This is a genomic window from Exiguobacterium sp. s124, assembly GCF_018617485.1.
Classification (GTDB): Bacteria; Bacillota; Bacilli; order Exiguobacteriales; family Exiguobacteriaceae; genus Exiguobacterium; species Exiguobacterium aestuarii.
Genome location: NZ_JACSKH010000002.1, coordinates 41345 through 57742 on the forward strand (window position 1 = coordinate 41345; position 16398 = coordinate 57742).

Annotated in this window: 16 protein-coding genes; 12 read left to right on the forward strand and 4 right to left on the reverse strand. The window is 47.8% G+C overall.

Annotated features, from left to right (window positions below):
• The first annotated feature begins 23 nt into the window (after window positions 1-23).
• Window positions 24-1475, forward strand: coding sequence for an MBOAT family O-acyltransferase (locus KNO85_RS10810; protein WP_214789972.1), 1452 nt, complete (start codon window positions 24-26; stop codon window positions 1473-1475).
• Window positions 1476-1496: 21 nt separating this feature from the next.
• Window positions 1497-2411: a hypothetical protein gene (locus KNO85_RS10815; RefSeq protein ID WP_214789985.1), complete on the forward strand. Its 915-nt coding sequence runs from the start codon at window positions 1497-1499 to the stop codon at window positions 2409-2411.
• 8 nt (window positions 2412-2419) lie between these two features.
• Here the strand turns inward: KNO85_RS10815 and KNO85_RS10820 are convergent, their stop codons facing one another.
• Complete coding sequence (locus KNO85_RS10820; protein ID WP_214789987.1) at window positions 2420-2677, reverse strand: hypothetical protein; 258 nt, start codon at window positions 2675-2677, stop codon at window positions 2420-2422.
• Window positions 2678-2750: 73 nt separating this feature from the next.
• Here KNO85_RS10820 and KNO85_RS10825 point away from each other — a divergent pair, with 73 nt between their 5' ends.
• Window positions 2751-3245 carry a peptide-methionine (S)-S-oxide reductase gene (locus tag KNO85_RS10825; RefSeq protein ID WP_214790451.1) on the forward strand — a complete coding sequence of 165 codons (495 nt, stop codon included), beginning with the start codon at window positions 2751-2753 and terminating at the stop codon, window positions 3243-3245.
• A 19-nt stretch (window positions 3246-3264) separates the two neighbouring features.
• Here KNO85_RS10825 and KNO85_RS10830 read toward each other — a convergent pair whose 3' ends face one another.
• Complete coding sequence (locus KNO85_RS10830) at window positions 3265-3507, reverse strand: hypothetical protein (RefSeq protein WP_214789989.1); 243 nt, start codon at window positions 3505-3507, stop codon at window positions 3265-3267.
• Between the two features lie 19 nt (window positions 3508-3526).
• On the reverse strand, window positions 3527-4159 hold the full coding sequence (locus KNO85_RS10835; RefSeq protein ID WP_214789991.1) for an HNH endonuclease family protein: 633 nt from the start codon (window positions 4157-4159) through the stop codon (window positions 3527-3529).
• A gap of 281 nt (window positions 4160-4440) precedes the next feature.
• Between KNO85_RS10835 and KNO85_RS10840 the strand changes: the two genes are divergently transcribed.
• The 3 genes from KNO85_RS10840 to KNO85_RS10850 all read left to right on the forward strand — a co-directional run bounded on the left by KNO85_RS10840 (window position 4441) and on the right by KNO85_RS10850 (window position 7340).
• Window positions 4441-5634, forward strand: a complete 1194-nt coding sequence (locus KNO85_RS10840; RefSeq protein WP_214789993.1) for a DUF4317 domain-containing protein — start codon at window positions 4441-4443, stop codon at window positions 5632-5634.
• A gap of 14 nt (window positions 5635-5648) precedes the next feature.
• Window positions 5649-6077 (forward strand): hypothetical protein, encoded by a 429-nt coding sequence (locus KNO85_RS10845; RefSeq protein ID WP_214789995.1) that lies wholly within the window; start codon window positions 5649-5651, stop codon window positions 6075-6077.
• A 180-nt stretch (window positions 6078-6257) separates the two neighbouring features.
• On the forward strand, window positions 6258-7340 hold the full coding sequence (locus KNO85_RS10850; protein WP_214789997.1) for a hypothetical protein: 1083 nt from the start codon (window positions 6258-6260) through the stop codon (window positions 7338-7340).
• A gap of 54 nt (window positions 7341-7394) precedes the next feature.
• Here KNO85_RS10850 and KNO85_RS10855 read toward each other — a convergent pair whose 3' ends face one another.
• Window positions 7395-8840, reverse strand: a complete 1446-nt coding sequence (locus KNO85_RS10855; RefSeq protein ID WP_214789999.1) for a DEAD/DEAH box helicase — start codon at window positions 8838-8840, stop codon at window positions 7395-7397.
• Window positions 8841-8990: 150 nt separating this feature from the next.
• Between KNO85_RS10855 and KNO85_RS10860 the strand changes: the two genes are divergently transcribed.
• From KNO85_RS10860 to KNO85_RS10885, 6 genes are all read left to right on the forward strand, one after another.
• The gene (locus tag KNO85_RS10860) at window positions 8991-10064 is read left to right on the forward strand and encodes an alpha/beta hydrolase (RefSeq protein ID WP_214790001.1); all 1074 of its coding nucleotides are present in this window, start codon (window positions 8991-8993) and stop codon (window positions 10062-10064) included.
• Window positions 10061-12835, forward strand: coding sequence for a glycoside hydrolase family 3 protein (locus tag KNO85_RS10865; protein ID WP_214790003.1), 2775 nt, complete (start codon window positions 10061-10063; stop codon window positions 12833-12835). Before KNO85_RS10860 ends, KNO85_RS10865 begins: the two co-directional genes overlap by 4 nt.
• A 136-nt stretch (window positions 12836-12971) precedes the next feature.
• Entirely contained in the window at window positions 12972-14342 is a 1371-nt protein-coding gene (locus tag KNO85_RS10870; RefSeq protein WP_214790005.1) for an alkaline phosphatase, read from the forward strand.
• A gap of 108 nt (window positions 14343-14450) precedes the next feature.
• Complete coding sequence (locus KNO85_RS10875) at window positions 14451-15116, forward strand: HAD family hydrolase (protein ID WP_214790007.1); 666 nt, start codon at window positions 14451-14453, stop codon at window positions 15114-15116.
• Between the two features lie 61 nt (window positions 15117-15177).
• Complete coding sequence (locus KNO85_RS10880; protein WP_214790009.1) at window positions 15178-15672, forward strand: LURP-one-related/scramblase family protein; 495 nt, start codon at window positions 15178-15180, stop codon at window positions 15670-15672.
• Between the two features lie 13 nt (window positions 15673-15685).
• Complete coding sequence (locus KNO85_RS10885) at window positions 15686-16228, forward strand: NUDIX hydrolase (protein WP_214790010.1); 543 nt, start codon at window positions 15686-15688, stop codon at window positions 16226-16228.
• Window positions 16229-16398: the final 170 nt, after the last annotated feature.

Consider the following 16398-nt stretch of genomic DNA (forward strand, 5'->3'; position numbering starts at 1 on the left):
TTTCATAACATCAGGTGGTAAATATGACTTTTATTTCGGTTGAATTTCTCTTATTTTTAACAATCATTGTCGGAACGTACTACGTGGTCCCACATCGTTTCCGATGGATGCTCCTCCTCTTGGCGAGCTATGTCTTTTACGCCACGTTGAGCGTCCAATTCATTCCGCTTCTGTTGATCAGTACCGCCTTCACTTATGTGATTGGGATTCTGATTGAGAAGCAAGAAAAGAAAGAACAGAAGAAGCGGCTCATGTGGGTCGGTGTCTCGGTTCTCGTCTTCTTCCTCGGATGGTTCAAATATTTTAATTTCGTCAATGATTCGCTCCGTTCGTTCGCCGCATGGAGCGGATTTGATTATGATGTGCCGTACAAAGAAATCGTCTTGCCGTTGGCCATCTCGTTCTATACGTTCCAAGCCATCAGTTATGTCGTGGACGTCTCGCGAGGGAAGCAAAAAGCAGAGCGTCATTACGGCTATTTCTCGGTCTATTTCGCCTTCTTCCCGCAACTCGTGGCGGGGCCGATTGAGCGGGCGAAAAAGCTGCTTCCGCAACTGAAGACGGAACAACATCTCGATTACGACAATATCAGCTATGGGATTCAGCGTATTATTTGGGGATTCTTCAAGAAAACGTTGATTGCTGACCGATTGGCCCCGATTGTCGCAAGTGTGTTCAATAGCCCGGACCCGACCGGTTCGGAGATCGTCCTCGCGACGATGCTGTTCTCGATTCAACTATTCGCCGACTTCTCGGCATGCAGTGATATTGCGATCGGTTGTGCAAGATTGCTCGGGATTCGGTTATCGGAAAACTTCAAGCAGCCACACTTCGCCGTATCGATTGCCGACTTCTGGAATCGTTGGCACATCACACTCTCGATGTGGTTGCGGGATTATATTTTCATGCCGCTCGCGAAAGGGAAGAAGAAGCGCGAACAGATTTACGGTGCCATCCTCGCAACGTTTTTAGTGAGTGGCATTTGGCACGGTGCCGCATGGAACTTTGTCTTATGGGGACTCATTCATGGAATCTATCGTGTGTTCGGAGACCATACGAAACAGCAGCGTGAAAAAATGGCATCGTTGGTCGGGTTTGACCGCGTGCCGACACTGCATCGGTGGTGGAAAATCGCCATCACGTTCCAGCTCGTCTGCTTCTCGCGCGTCTTCTTTCAATCGCATTCGATGGCAGAGGCGTTCTCGCATGCCAAATTGTACGTGACACCTGCTTCATGGGCACCGTCAGGCATGGTGCAGGCGATTCAGATGTTCTCGTTACTCGATTTGATTATCTTCCTCGTCGTCTTTGTCGTCGTTCACTTATTCCAACATATTGAACGGACGAAAGGTTCGGCTTGGGATTGGATGGCACGTCAGTCTGCCGTGACGAGCGTGGCCATCAACTTGTTCTTAATTGTCTCGGCCTTCTTGTTTGGCGTGTCGGGCCAAGGATTTGTATACGGTGGGTTTTAAGATGCAAGGAAAGGAATTAGCATGAAGCGTTTAGGAATTAAAATCGTCGTTGTGTTACTCGTGATTATCGCCATCTTTATTCCCGTCAACGAGTTCGTGAAAGACTCGTGGGAGTACAATAACAATCGGGCCGTCCTAGCGTTTAAAGAAGACCCTCATCCTGTCGATATCATCAATTTGGGCACGTCTCATGCGATGTATGGGTATTATTTTAAACCGACCGGATTGTCGCATCTCGACTTGGCGTTACCAAGTCAACCGATTGAATATGACTTAAAGATGTTGAAAGAATACGATAAACACTTGAAACCAGGTGGGGTCGTGATCGTCTCTTTATCTCAGATCACATTCAGCAACTCAGATGTCGGTCGGAAGGCAAACTATTATCGTGTCTTGGACCGTGAAGACATCGAGCCGGTCAGCCTGTTTCAATATTATACGCATGAACAGTTCCCTGCACTGAATAGTGGCAGTGCTTACGCTGCCATTTCCCGGGAAATTCGCGATTTTCGATTTGATGCGCACAAGCCATGGGAGAATGGCGGACTGAACTATTCCGAGCGTAAGTATGAGGAAGTGGCCGCTCAATACGAGAATGCCATGAACCATCACGAGATTGAAGAGAATATGGCACATTTACAAAACATCATCGACTATTGTGAACAAAAAGGATATCGCGTTGTCTTGGCGATGGAGCCGGTACATGCGTCATATCATACGTATTTTGATGAAGAAGTCATGGAACGTCTCGTGTTTCAGCACCTAAAGAAGCTGGATTTAGATGTTCCGTTCCTCAATTATATGGGGGATGAACGATTCATTCATGAGCAGTCGTTCTTCCATAACCCGGACCATTTGAACGGTGATGGGCGGACGCTGTTGTCTTCGCTCGTTTATGAAGATTTGAAGCGATTGGGATATGTTCAAGAAAAATGATTTCGTATTCAATCAAAAAGGATACCCGCGAACGTCCATAATATCACTAGCATCGACAGAAACGAGACGAATACCGTCTTATTCGATACCCGTTGCTCCGCAAAGCGTCGAAATAGTCGTTCGAGGATGGTTTGACCGAAGACGACTGCTAAAAAGATGATCGCCATTTCAGCGAATAGAGAAAAGTCGTTGCGAAAAATAAAGGTCATAGCAACGAAGAGGATGATGGAGCTGGTCAATGTGGTGAGAAAACGTTGTTTATTCAATCGAATCTCTCCCTTCTCTCATCATTACGTGTATGCTTTTAGAAAAGATTCAAATAGACGGGGAGTGATTCACATCGAAACAATCTATTTAGCCGGCGGATGCCTATGGGGTGTCCAGGAATTCGTGAAGACGTTACTTGGCGTTCTATCAACCGAAGCGGGACGCGCGAACGGAACGACCGATACGTTAGACGGAGAGTATGACGGATACGCCGAATGTGTCAAAACAACGTTTGATCCAGAGTGCGTGACGGTAGATGAATTGATGCACTATTTATTTGAAATCATCGACCCATATAGCGTCAATCAACAAGGAATCGATGTCGGGGAGAAGTATCGTACGGGCGTATACAGTGAGGAGTCACGGCACTTAATGGAGGCGCAAGCGTTTATCGATCGACGCTCGGATGCGGAACGGATCGCTGTTGAAGTCAAACCGCTCACCAACTATGTGCGGAGTGCGGACGAGCATCAGGACCGATTGACGCGTTGTCCGGATGATTATTGTCACATCCCGAAAGACTTGTTAATGAAATATCGGAAAGACGAAACATCGCCAACCCCTTGATTCGGAGTTGGCGATGTTTTTACGTCCGCTCGAGAATGTTCACGAGCATCTGATGGATGACGTCATGATCGTTCGGGTCATGCAGTTGATATGGACTCCCCGGGAGCGTATACACATCTTTTGCTCCGACGTACGTGATGTGGAGTGTCAAGGAACCATCTTCCTGACACGCCGTCGTCAATTCCAACTCGCCACTGATGACTCCGACTTCTTCCGTCATGACACCGTGGGTTGCCTTAAAGATTGAAGTAAGTTTGTTCATAGATGACTCCTTTTCTAACTCAATAAATACAAGCGTTGATGGCTGTCGTGAGTGCTGACTTCTCTGAAGATTGAAGGCTCAAGCCCCAACGACTCTTCGTCTCGACCCACATCTTCGCATATGCACAGCGAGCACCGGTGCGAGGTGGTTGCCATGTCGACGGATCTTGGTCTCCTTTTGAGCGGTTCGATGAAGCGGAGACCGCAATCAACTGAGGACCGTTCAAGTCGTTCGCAAAGCTTTGACGTTTTGTCGTCGTCCAGCTACTTGCGCCAGAACGCCACGCTTCAGCGAGTGGGACGACGTGATCGATATCGAGGTCAGATGCTGATGTGAACGTGATCCCGTCATAGTAACTGTACCATGAGCCAGTCGTTACCGGACATTCGTCGACGACCGAGTCAGCATCTCGCTTCAAAACGATGTGACGCGTGTTACAACCGCTTCCTTGACTCGACCAGTGCGGGAAGAGGTCTCGACTGTATCCTGTCATCGACCCTTCATTTTTGACAGTAAGTGCATTCAGTTTCGTGAGCGCATCCGCTTTCGATGGAATGTTCGGCGGGAAAGCAGATACCGGTGTGGCGTCAAATGACGCGGCCACCCAAACAAGCAATGTGACGAGTGCGACAGACATGAATTTCTTCAACATAAAAAGCCTCCTACTATGTATTTGGAATGAACACTTGTCGAAGCAAGTGGGCAACCTTTCGTCGAACAAGAAGTGATACAAACATCACGCAATAAATTCAACTTGATCATACACAGGACGATTTTGAAAAAGTGTGAAAATCTGCAAAATGATTAGAAAGACTATCGCAAATCCTTCTCTAGCATTAATGGATAATTCGGTGTTATTTCTTTGGAACTAGTGAGCGATCAGGACTGGTATAATGAATGACATGGATTGAGAGAAAAGAAGAGGTGGATGGAATGAACAAGAAAGAGATTGCGGCGATTCGCCGACAGTTTAAAGTGAATGCGACCAAATTAAAGATTGCTGACTTATATACGATTTACATCCGACAGGAAACGAATGAGATTTATTATGAAGAGTTGCGTCCGTTCCCGTTCTTAGAAGAAGAGCAGCAGGAGCTGTTTTTGACGAACTTCAAAAAAGTGCTCGGTGGAAAACTCGATGAAAAATTGTTCGAAGTGAAGTTCCAATATCCTGAGGAAGGTCAGGTCGACCATACGCAAGGATTGCTATATGAGGGACTTCGTACGGAAGAGACCGACGTATGGACGGACTATATGCAGCGCATCGCGTTGAAGATGGTGAAAGACACGCCATTTGAAAAAGACATGGTCGTGACGTTCATCCGAGGGAATTACAATAAGCCGACGAACCGATATTCGGAAGAGTCTGAGATTCACGCGAACGATGAAGTGTATACGACGAAATTCATCCTCGGCAGCATCAGCCCGACTGAACTTCCGAAAAAATCACTCGTCTTCGACTTCGTCGAGCGGGAATTTAAAGCCAGTCTGATTGTGAATCCAATCATCAAACTCGAGGCCCCTATCGGTGGCTTCTTGTTCCCATGCTTCACGGATAATGCGGCCGATGTGAACCATGTCCTCTATTCGGCACATAAAGCGCATCAACCGGATATGACGTTCATTGAGAGCGTGCTGAACGGTTCGGAAATCGTTACAGCAGTGGAAGAGAAGGCGGTCTTCGAAGAAGTGGTGAAAGCGGTCATCGGAGAAGAAGTCAATTCCCGGACGCTCGCGACCGTTTATGATGAGATCAATCAAATCATTGTCGCTGAAGAAGAGAACGAACAGGAAGAAGAGCGGGTAGCGATGCTCGACTCCCGTGCGGTCGAGGTCGTCCTTCGGGCGAGCGGCGTGGAAGACGTGACGACAGAAAAAGTCGAGCAGGCGTTCAAACAAGTCGTGGATGACACGAAATATGAGATGAAAGCGACGAGTGTCGTTCCGAAATATACGTCGAAATCGATTAAAATCAATACGAAAGTGGCCAATATTTCTGTCAGTCCACAAGATTTAAAATATGTGAAGCAAGTGAACTATAAAGGGAAACCATGTTTGTTGATCGAAGTGGAAGAAGAGACGGAGATTGAAGGCTTCAAACTAATCTCTGAAGAGTCGCTAGACTGATCGGAGGAAACGCAATGCATCCGCTTGAGTTGATTGATCTGTTAGTTGTGTTCGCCATCGTGATTGTATTGGCTTTGCTGTCGTTTCAATTTCACGGGAAATGGCGCAGGCGTATACGGATTGTGACGGTATGTTGTGTATTGGCGTACGGAATATTCTATGCAGTTCGTCCTTATTGGGTGAATCAACAGGTGCAGGAAGAAAAAATAGTGCTCGAAGCGTATCTCAAGAATCGATATCCAACCGAAACGGTCACCGTCCGCTCGATTCCTTATGGGGAGGACGGTTTTGAGAGTATGAATCCTCATACATTGTTCGTGAAATTTTCGACAGAACCGGATGCTGAGTACACATACCTCGTGAGTGGTGACGAATCGATTCATCAAACGAGCCACAGTTCAACCATCGACTCAAAATTTGATTTTCTCCACTTGGAAGACTGAGCCCAAACGACAGATTGGGCTCTTTTTTGACAATCGAGTGAGGAAGGTTGAAATTTATAAGTGTAATGGGTATGATGCATGTGAAAGCGTTTTCTATAAGTTAAAATATATCTTTGAAAACGTGTATTTTTTTACGATTCAACGAAAGCGCTTTCGATAATGATATAAGGAGGCTTATCTATGTTGAAAATGAAGAATGCATTACTTGTTTTATTGAGTTTCATCGTGATTTTTTCAGCCCCGTCGTCATCGTTAGCGGTAACAGATACATCAACTGCTTCAAATAAGGCGTATAACTGGTTAAAGGGTCAACAATGTACAACTGGTTTAGTCGACAGTTTCTCAGATGCTCAACAAATCTCTTATACATATGATCAAGCGGTAGCAGCTATCGCTTTCTTAGTGAAAGGAGATACCGCGAGCGCTAAGTCGGTCTTAGATACATTGAAGAATTTACAGACTGCTCAAGGTTCATGGTATACGGCCTACTACTGCAATAACTTGTCTGTCCAAGAATTCAATCAACATGTCGGTCCTGTTTTATGGGTCGTGATGGCGATTGCCAAGTATGAAGTAGATACAGGGGATACGGTGACCTATCGTGATATGGCCATTCGTGCCATTGATTGGTCACTTCAGTTCCAACAAGCAGATGGTGGAATCAATGGTGGGCTCGACACAACAGGTAGTGTATTGACATGGGCTTCAACTGAGCATAACCAAGATGCTTACGCTATGCTCAAGCACTATGGCTACACGCAAGAAGCTACAAACGTTAAATCGTTTTTAGACACGAAAGTATGGCAAGAGGCAGAAGGATTCTTCTGGGCAGGTCGAAATGATCCGAACAATCCAATGGACACGAATGCTTGGGGTGTTCAAGCGCTTGGAACAACCGGTACACATCAATACGATCGTGGGTTGGACTATGTAATGAATCAACATCGCAACACACAAACGAAGCGTGTAAAAGGTAGCTCAATCACCATCAATGGTTTTGATTTTAACGGCGATAAAAACGATGTTTGGTTTGAAGGTCAAGGACAGATGGTCGTTTCATTTAAAATGGCAGGAAGAACTGCTGACGCTGACTATTTCCTAAATGAGATCATCAAGATTCAGGATTTCTACGGAACAGGTGGCGTTCCGTATTCGCTTCTTGGTACGAATAATGGATATTGGACAATGAAAAGTGTGGAGTCTGTATCAGGAACAGGTTGGTTAATTTATGCGATTGAAGGATTCAATCCTTTCCAACCATAAGGACATAAGAAAAGGACCTTGGAGTCATATCGACTTTAAGGTCCTTACACATGATTATTTACGAGCTTTGCTCACTTTAAGTTTTTTCCCTTTGACAGGCGTTGTCTCCATCGCTTGAAGGACGATTGAGCCTTTTCCGTTGAGGATATCGACATACGTCATCTGGTCATTGATTGTGATGATGCCGATGTCATCAGCGGATACGCCAGGAATTTTGGCAATCGTTCCAACGAAGTCGACAGCGCGAAGTTTTTTCTTCTTCCCGCCACTGAAGTGGAGCTTCATGATGTCCTGGTTGATGCGAGCCGTCTTGTTGTTTCGAACGACGCGTCGTCCGCTCAACTTTTGCTCAAAGGCATCTTGATTAGCTGCTACTTCTGCTTCAGTCGGAGCATCAATCATCGGAATCTCGAATTGAACGTATGATTCGATGGCTCCGATGAGGCGTTCTTCCTGACGAGTCATGAGCGTGATCGCCGTTCCTTGTTTGCCGGCCCGTCCCGTACGACCCGTACGGTGTACGTAACTTTCCTTTTCGACAGGAACGTCATAGTTGATGACGAGTTCGACGTTGTCTACATCGATTCCACGCGCTGCGACGTCTGTCGCGACGAGGTAACGGAAATTGCCCATCTTGAAGCCGTTCATGACGGCGAAACGGTCTTCTTGTTCAAGTCCACCATGGAGGCGTTCAGCTGAATAGCCGGCTTTGTCGAGCTCGGCGTACACCGTGTCGACGTTCTCTTTCGTCCGACAGAAAATCATACAGCTGTCCGGGTTCTCGACGACCGTGATGTCTTGAAGCACAGCTAACTTCTCGTTCCGGTGAACCGGAAGTAGGCGGTGTTCGATTGTTGAAGCGGTCATGCCAGTCGACTCGATGGCGACACGTGCCGGAGCATTCATATGCTTTTGGCAGAGACGTTCGATATCTTGTGGGAATGTCGCTGAGAAGACCATCGTCACGCGCTCGTTTGGCAACTGTTGAAGAATCTTCTCGACGTCAGCGAGGAATCCGCGGTTGAGCATCTCATCCGCTTCATCGATGATCAAGTATTCGATGCGGTCGAGTGAGAGGGTCTCGCGCTCGATGTGATCCATGATGCGACCAGGTGTACCGACAACGATATGTGTCTTTTGTTTCAATTCTTCACGCTGTTTCGAGAACGGTTCTTTCCCGTAGACGGCAGTCGCTTTGATTCGTTTGAAACGTCCGATGTTCGTCATGTCTTCTCGAACTTGAACGGCGAGTTCTCGTGTCGGTGTCAAGACGAGCACTTGCGGTTTGTTTTCGGCCCAGTCGATGAGCTCGATGACCGGAATCCCGAAAGCAGCTGTCTTTCCGCTTCCCGTCTGTGCTTTGACGATTAAGTCTTCGCGCTCGAGCGCACGTGGGATGACCTGTTGTTGTACTTCGGTCGGTGATTCGTATTTCATAATGCCTAACGCACGAGTAATCTCGTCGCTCAGGCGATAGTCCGTAAATTGCTGTTTGTTCATGGGTAACCTCATTCTTTCGTGAAAACTTCTGCTTCAGAAAATTTCAATGTCTATTTGCAATACAGTCCATTATAGACCGAAAGACGGTATGAAAGCGAATGTCACATAAAAATAGACTATATCAAAGGTTGATTGAAAGGAGTTTACATAGTGGGACACAGTTATGAACATCTCATTGATCGTCTGAATCAACATCAACAACTTACGAGAGCGAATCATCTCGAAACCATCATCAAACCGATTCCAGATTCAGATCGTACCGGCGACCTCGATCCACGCGTGTTTGCGACACTGACCACGAATCATTCAGGTGACGAACCGGATGGCGAATTCAATCTCGCTGTGGCACGTGCCAGCATGGGCTGGCCGAACCGGGATCAGACGACGACTGCTATCAAAACCGAATATGTAAAGATTCCAAGTGTAGACGGAAACATCCCGGCCCGTCTGTATCGCCCGCATCATACCGAATCAGTCCCAGCGATTCTCTTTTTCCACGGGGGCGGCTTCTTCGGAGGGACGCTCGAGACAGTCGAGAATCCATGTAAGTTGCTGGCGGAACGGGCGAACGCGGTCGTCATCTCTGTCGATTATCGTCTCGCCCCGGAGCATCCGTTCCCGGCCGGATTGAACGATTGTTACCGCGCCTTTGAATGGGTGTATGACAATGCGAGTGAGTTGAACATCCTGAAAAATCGAATCGGCGTCGCCGGTGACAGTGCCGGTGGCAACTTGGCGACCGCTTGCTGTCTGATGGAGCAAGAGCGCGGGAAAGCGCGCATTCGTTATCAAGCGCTCGTCTATCCCGTCGTCAATCTGGGATCGATTCCGACAGATGATTTTGAATGGACGCTCGATGCGTATGATATTTCGAATCATCACGACCTGATTCGAGGTGTCGTGCTCGCGCTCGCCGACCCGGATTCGCTATTAAATGACCTCTATCTTCAAGGAAAGGCGGATGTCACGCATCCGCTCGTCTCACCGCTTTTGGCAGAAGACGTCACGACTTTACCGCCAGCCTTGATTGTGACGGCTGAGTACGATTACTTACGACTTGAAGGGGAGGCATATGCCCGAAAACTTTCAGAAGCGGGTATTCCGACTCGACTCATTCAATATCGGGGTATGGATCATGCCTTCATGGACAAATTAGGAGACTACCCACAGGCAGAAGATTGTATGAATGAAATCGCAAAAGGATTAAAGGAGCTGACGAAATGAAACAGTATACATTGGATTGGAAACGTTATGAGGAATTGGCACGTCAAGCGGTCGCGGAAGGCGTCGTGTTAGTCAAAAACGAACATAAGACGCTCCCATTACAGTCTGGAACGAAGCTCGCCGTATTTGGACGTAGCCAGTTCCATTACTATAAGAGCGGTACGGGCTCAGGTGGGATGGTAAACGTCGGTCACGTCACGACACCGCTCGAGGCGTTACGTGAACGCACGGACATTCATATCAATGAGTCACTTTATACAACGTATGAAGAATGGGTGAAAGAGAATCCGTTCGACCAAGGTGTCGGTTGGGCAGGTGAACCGTGGTCGCAACAGGAGATGGACGTAACGGACGAACTCGTCGAACAGGCGGCACAGGAATCGGATGTTGCGCTTATCATGATTGGACGCACGGCAGGAGAAGATCGTGACAACACGGCTGACCCAGGCAGTTACTTATTGACGGATATCGAACATGCGATGATTGAGCGCGTCACGAAACGCTTCAACAAAACGGTCGTCGTCTTAAATGTCGGGAACATCATCGACATGAAATGGGCAAATGAGCCGAGTGCGATCCTTTATGCATGGCAAGGCGGGATGGAAGGTGGGAAAGGACTCGTCGACGTTCTCGTCGGAGATGTAAGTCCTTCCGGGAAACTGACGGATACGATTGCTCGCTCGATTGAGGATTATCCGTCGACGAAGAACTTCGGTCATGCAGACAAAGGCATTTATCAAGAAGACATCTATGTCGGTTATCGCTACTTCGAGACGTTCGCGAAGGATGATGTTTTATACCCATTCGGTTTCGGTCTGTCTTACACGACGTTCAAAACGGAGGTCAAACAGACTAAGGAAGTCGATGGCATCCTAACGGTTGATGTGGAGGTGACGAACACGGGTGACTGTGACGGGAAAGAAGTCGTTCAGCTCTATGTCGAGAAACCGCAAGGGAAGCTTGGGAACCCGCTCCGGTCATTGGTGGCGTTTGAGAAAACATTGCTCCTTGAACCAAGCGAGCGCCAAACCCTTTCTTTCAACGTTCACATGACTGACTTTGCGAGCTATGACGACTCAGGCGTGACGGGTCATGAATCGAGCTTCGTCCTAGAGGCAGGAACGTATCGGTTATACGTCGGAACGGATGTGCGTTCGGCTTCACTCGCTCTCGAAGTCGAGCAACAGGAGCAACGTGTCCTCGAGACGTTAAGTGAAAACATGGCGCCCGTCCTCCCGTTTGAACGGATGAAACCAATCCAAGGAGAACAAGGGATTGAAGTGGTCTACGAATCGACACCGCTTCGTGCCGTTGATGTTGAGACACGTTATTTGGAAGAACGTCCTGAGACGCGACCGTTCACAGATGACCAAGGCATCAAATTGAGTGATGTGTACCATGGAAAGGCGTCGCTCGACGCATTCTTGGATCAATTGACGGATGAGGATTTGGCTACGATTGTCCGCGGACAAGGGATGAACTCACCACGTGTCACACCGGGGACGGCAGCTGCGTTTGGTGGCGTATCCGATCGATTGAACGAACTTGAGATTCCAGCGGCATGTTGTGCCGACGGTCCGTCAGGCATTCGTATGGATATCGGGACGAAGGCGTTCGCGCTTCCGAACGGGACGCTTTTGGCTTCCACGTTTAACGTCGACCTCGTCGAAGACTTGTTTGAGATGACTGGGCTTGAGATGCGTAAAAACCGGGTCGATACGTTGCTCGGACCAGGGATGAACATTCATCGAAATCCGTTGAATGGTCGAAACTTTGAGTATTTCTCAGAAGATCCGCATTTGACTGGAAAGATGGCGGTCGCTCAACTGAACGGCATGCATCGTGTCGGGGTGACGGGAACACTCAAGCACTTCAGTGCCAATAACCAAGAGGCGCATCGTCACGATATCGATTCGGTCGTCTCGGAGCGGGCGTTACGCGAGATTTATTTGAAAGGGTTCGAGATGGCGGTGAAAGAAGGACGCGCATCGTCAATCATGACGACATATGGTGCGGTCAACGGGATCTGGACGGCAGGATTATACGATCAAAATACGCGTATCTTACGTGACGAGTGGGGCTTTGAAGGCATCGTCATGACGGACTGGTGGGCAAAAGTGAACTTCCGTGAGGATGAATCGGCCAACCGTCAAAATACGGCGGCGATGGTTCGCTCACAAAACGACTTATACATGGTCGTTGACCGACCGGACCTCAACTCATTCGAGGACAATACCATGGCATCGCTCGAAGAGGGTGTTGTCACGCGGGGTGAGTTGTTGCGGAGCGCGCGGAACATTTGTTCATTCATCTTGAAATCACCGGCGATGGAGCGTCTTCTCGGAATTCATGATGGTTCGGTCGAGGTGCTCGGTTTTGAAGATGAGACGAACCAACAGGATGCCTTCGAGTTGGACTATCAACATCTCGAGAACGGGGAACACGTCGATTTGTCAGGAATTGATACCTCGACCGGGAATACACATGTCTTCGCTATCTCTGTCGACCAAACGGGGACGTATGACATCACGTTGACGGCCCGTTCGAACGCTGGAGAGTTGGCGCAGATGCCGGTGACGTTGTTTGCGAACAATATCCCGGGTGCGACGTTCACGTTTAACGGGACGGACGGGGAATGGGTGACGCAGACGAAGCAGGTCTTCTTCTTGAACCAGCATAATTATCTCCAACTCTATTTCGCATTGAGCGGACTAGAAGTGAAGGACGTGTCCTTCACCCTTGCGGATGAATTTAGTATGAAGAACGGTTAATGGATGCAAGGACGTCTCAATGAGGCGTCCTTTCTCTATTTACAAAAACCATACACACCTGTATTCGTTCTGAAAATATATCTTTACAATCGTCCGTTACGCTACAGAAGTAGCAAACATTCGGGAGGGTTTACAGATGAAAAAGACAATGAAGAAGTTCGTTCCACTCGCGGTCGTTTCGACGCTTGCACTTGGGGGAATCGTTGGCGTTCAGCAACAAAATGAAGCAGAAGCCGCGAAAGATTCAAAGAATCATAAGGCGAAAAACGTCATCTTTATGATCGGGGACGGGATGGGCGTGCCTTATACGACAGCGCTTCGTTACATGAACGACAATGAAGAGACGGTGGAGATGGAGCCGACGGCCTTCGATTCACATTTGGTGGGTATGCAATCGACATATCCTGAAGACGACGCGGAGAACGTGACAGATTCGGCAGCCGCAGCGACGGCGATGAGTTCTGGTGTCAAGACGTATAACAACGCAATTGCCGTCGATAACGACAAAACAGACGTGAAAACGGTACTCGAACAAGCGAAAGAGAACGGCATGTCGACAGGACTTGTCGCCACGTCAGAAATCACGCATGCGACGCCGGCATCTTACGGGGCACATGAAGAGCAGCGTAAGAGTGAAAATGCCATCGCTAACGATTATTATGATGACTTGATTAATGGAGAACATAAAGTAGACGTCATGCTCGGAGGCGGAACGAAATTCTTCGAACGCTCGGACCGAAATATCGCCAAGCAGTTCCAAGAAGACGGCTACAGCTACGTCACGTCTGCTGAGGAAATGAAGCAAGACAATAACGAGCAAGTGCTTGGTCTCTTCGCAGAAGTTGGCATGGATAAGATGATTGATCGTGACGAGGAGCAACCGAGTCTTGCGGACATGACGACATCAGCGCTTAACCGTTTGAAAGGGAACGACGATGGTTTCTTCCTCATGGTAGAAGGAAGCCAAATCGACTGGGCTGGACATGACAACGACGTCGTCGGTGCGATGAGTGAAATGAAGGATTTTGAGCAGGCGTTCGAGGTCGTTCGTGACTTCGCCAAAGAGAACGGTGAGACGTTGGTCGTCGTGACAGCGGACCACTCGACGGGCGGTATTTCTATCGGAGCGGATGGGAACTACAACTGGGATCCGACACCGATTCAAGCAGCGAAACGTACACCAGACTTCATGGCGAAAGAAATTGAAGGTGGAGCGGATGTGGAAGCTGTCTTACGTGAGAACATTGACTTGGAATTAACATCTGAAGAGATTGCTTCTGTGAAGAAAGCGGCTGAGACGAATGATGTGACCGAAATCGACAACGCCATCGAGAAAATCTTCGATCAGCGTTCAGGCACGGGCTGGACGACGGACGGTCACACAGGTGACGACGTACCGGTATATGCGTTCGGGCCACAACAAGAGAAGTTCGTCGGTATGAGCGATAATACGGATCAGGCAAAACGAATTTTCAACTTGTTGGAGAATAAAGGGAAAATCAAATAAGTAAGGGTATACGCTAAGACTACGTGGGAATTCCTGCGTAGTCTTTTTTTACGAAACAGTCGTATGATAGACAGACAAGCGATGATTCAATCAACGAGGGGGAAGCAGATGAAACACGCAGTGATTTTTGACATGGACGGAACATTGTTTCGGACAGATTTGATTTTAGAGTTGGCGTTGGATGAAACGTTTGAGTACCTACGAAAAAATGGCGAATGGGATGGGCCGACACCGATTGATCAATATCGGAACATCATGGGCGTACCGTTACCCGTCGTATGGGAGACACTGCTTCCGCAACACGGGGTACAGGTTAGAGAGGCGACGGACGTCTATTTCTTACGACGACTCATCAAAAACATTGAAAACGGGAATGGAGCATTATATCCGGGGGTACTCGAGCTGTTTGAACAATTGAAGCAGATGGGACATCCGATTTTCATTGCCAGCAATGGTTTGGTGGACTATTTGCAAGCCATCGTCACGCACTATGAATTGGATCGTTGGATCACAGAAACTTATAGCATTCAACAAATCGACACGTTGGATAAGGGCGATTTGGTGGCTGAAATTGTGAATAAGTATGAGCTACAGGATGGCTTCGTGGTAGGTGACCGATTATCGGATATCATGGCTGCGCGAGCGAACGGACTGACTTCGATTGGCTGCCGTTTTGATTTTGCGCAAGAAGCGGAATTGAAAGAAGCGGATTATATTGCGAATCACTTGTCGGATGTTCTTAAACTTGTATCAAAGGAGACAGTTTCGCGATAAGTGAATCGATTTCTAAGTTGGACTCGTACGTAAAGGACTACAACAAATCGGAGGGATCATCATGCACACGCTCTATATGAAACAAAAAGTGTTAAGCTTACGCGGGCGCTTCACCATCAAGGACGCGGACGGACATGACAAATATTTCATCGAAGGTAGCTTTATGAAGTTTCCAAAGTCATTTGAAATCAAAGATACGAACGATCAGACGGTCACAACAATCACGAAAAAGACGTTCAGTTTCTTGCCAAAGTTTTTTGTGGAAGTGGATGGCACAGATATGATGACCATCTCGAAAGAATTTTCATTCTTTAAACCGAAATATTCGATCGATGCGGCCGGGATTGATGTCCAAGGGGATTGGTGGGACATGGATTTTGACGTGACGAAGAACGGACAATCCATCGGAAGTGTGCAGAAGAAATGGTTCTCATGGGGAGACAGTTACGAGATTCGTGTCGAAGAACCGGAGATGGAACATTTGCTCATCTCCATCGTCGTAGCCATCGATTGCGCGAAAGCCGATCAAGCAGCGGCATCAAGTGCAGCAACATAAGGGAGAGTATCTAATGGAATTTTGGGATGTTTATACGGTCGACCGTGAAAAGACGGGCCGCACATGGCAACGAGGAAGTCGATTGCCAGAAAACGAGTATCATCTTGTCATCCACGTATGTATCTTTAACCAGAAGGGCGAAATGCTGATTCAACAGCGCCAACCGTTCAAGGATGGTTGGGCCAACATGTGGGATATCACGGTCGGAGGAAGTGCAACTGTAGGGGATACAAGCCAGCAAGCCGCGATGCGTGAGCTCGAAGAAGAGATTGGGCTCAAGCTTGATCTATCTCAGACACGACCGCATCTGACGGTCAATTTTGACGAAGGGTTTGACGATATTTACCTAGTTGAAACGGAAGTGGATTTGAACGAGTTGACGCTACAAGAATCTGAAGTGCAGGCCGTGAAATGGGCGGATGAAGCGACAATTCTGCAGATGATTCGACAGCACGAGTTCATTCCATACCATGAACCGATGATTCCGTTGCTGTTTGCGATGCGAGGGCAATGGGGAGGAATCAATCACAAGGCCGCAGTGAAAGTGGATTCTTAAATGTGGGAAGCATCGACGTGAGTCGGTGCTTTTTTATGTCATTTTGATTTCACTTCCGAAAAGTGGTTGAAGTTGGAATGGATAAAATTTTATAATGGTGTTAACGAAAGCGCTTTCGGAAATCGCTTTCAAAAGAACGGCTGATATATAACCATCACTTATCCTGAAGG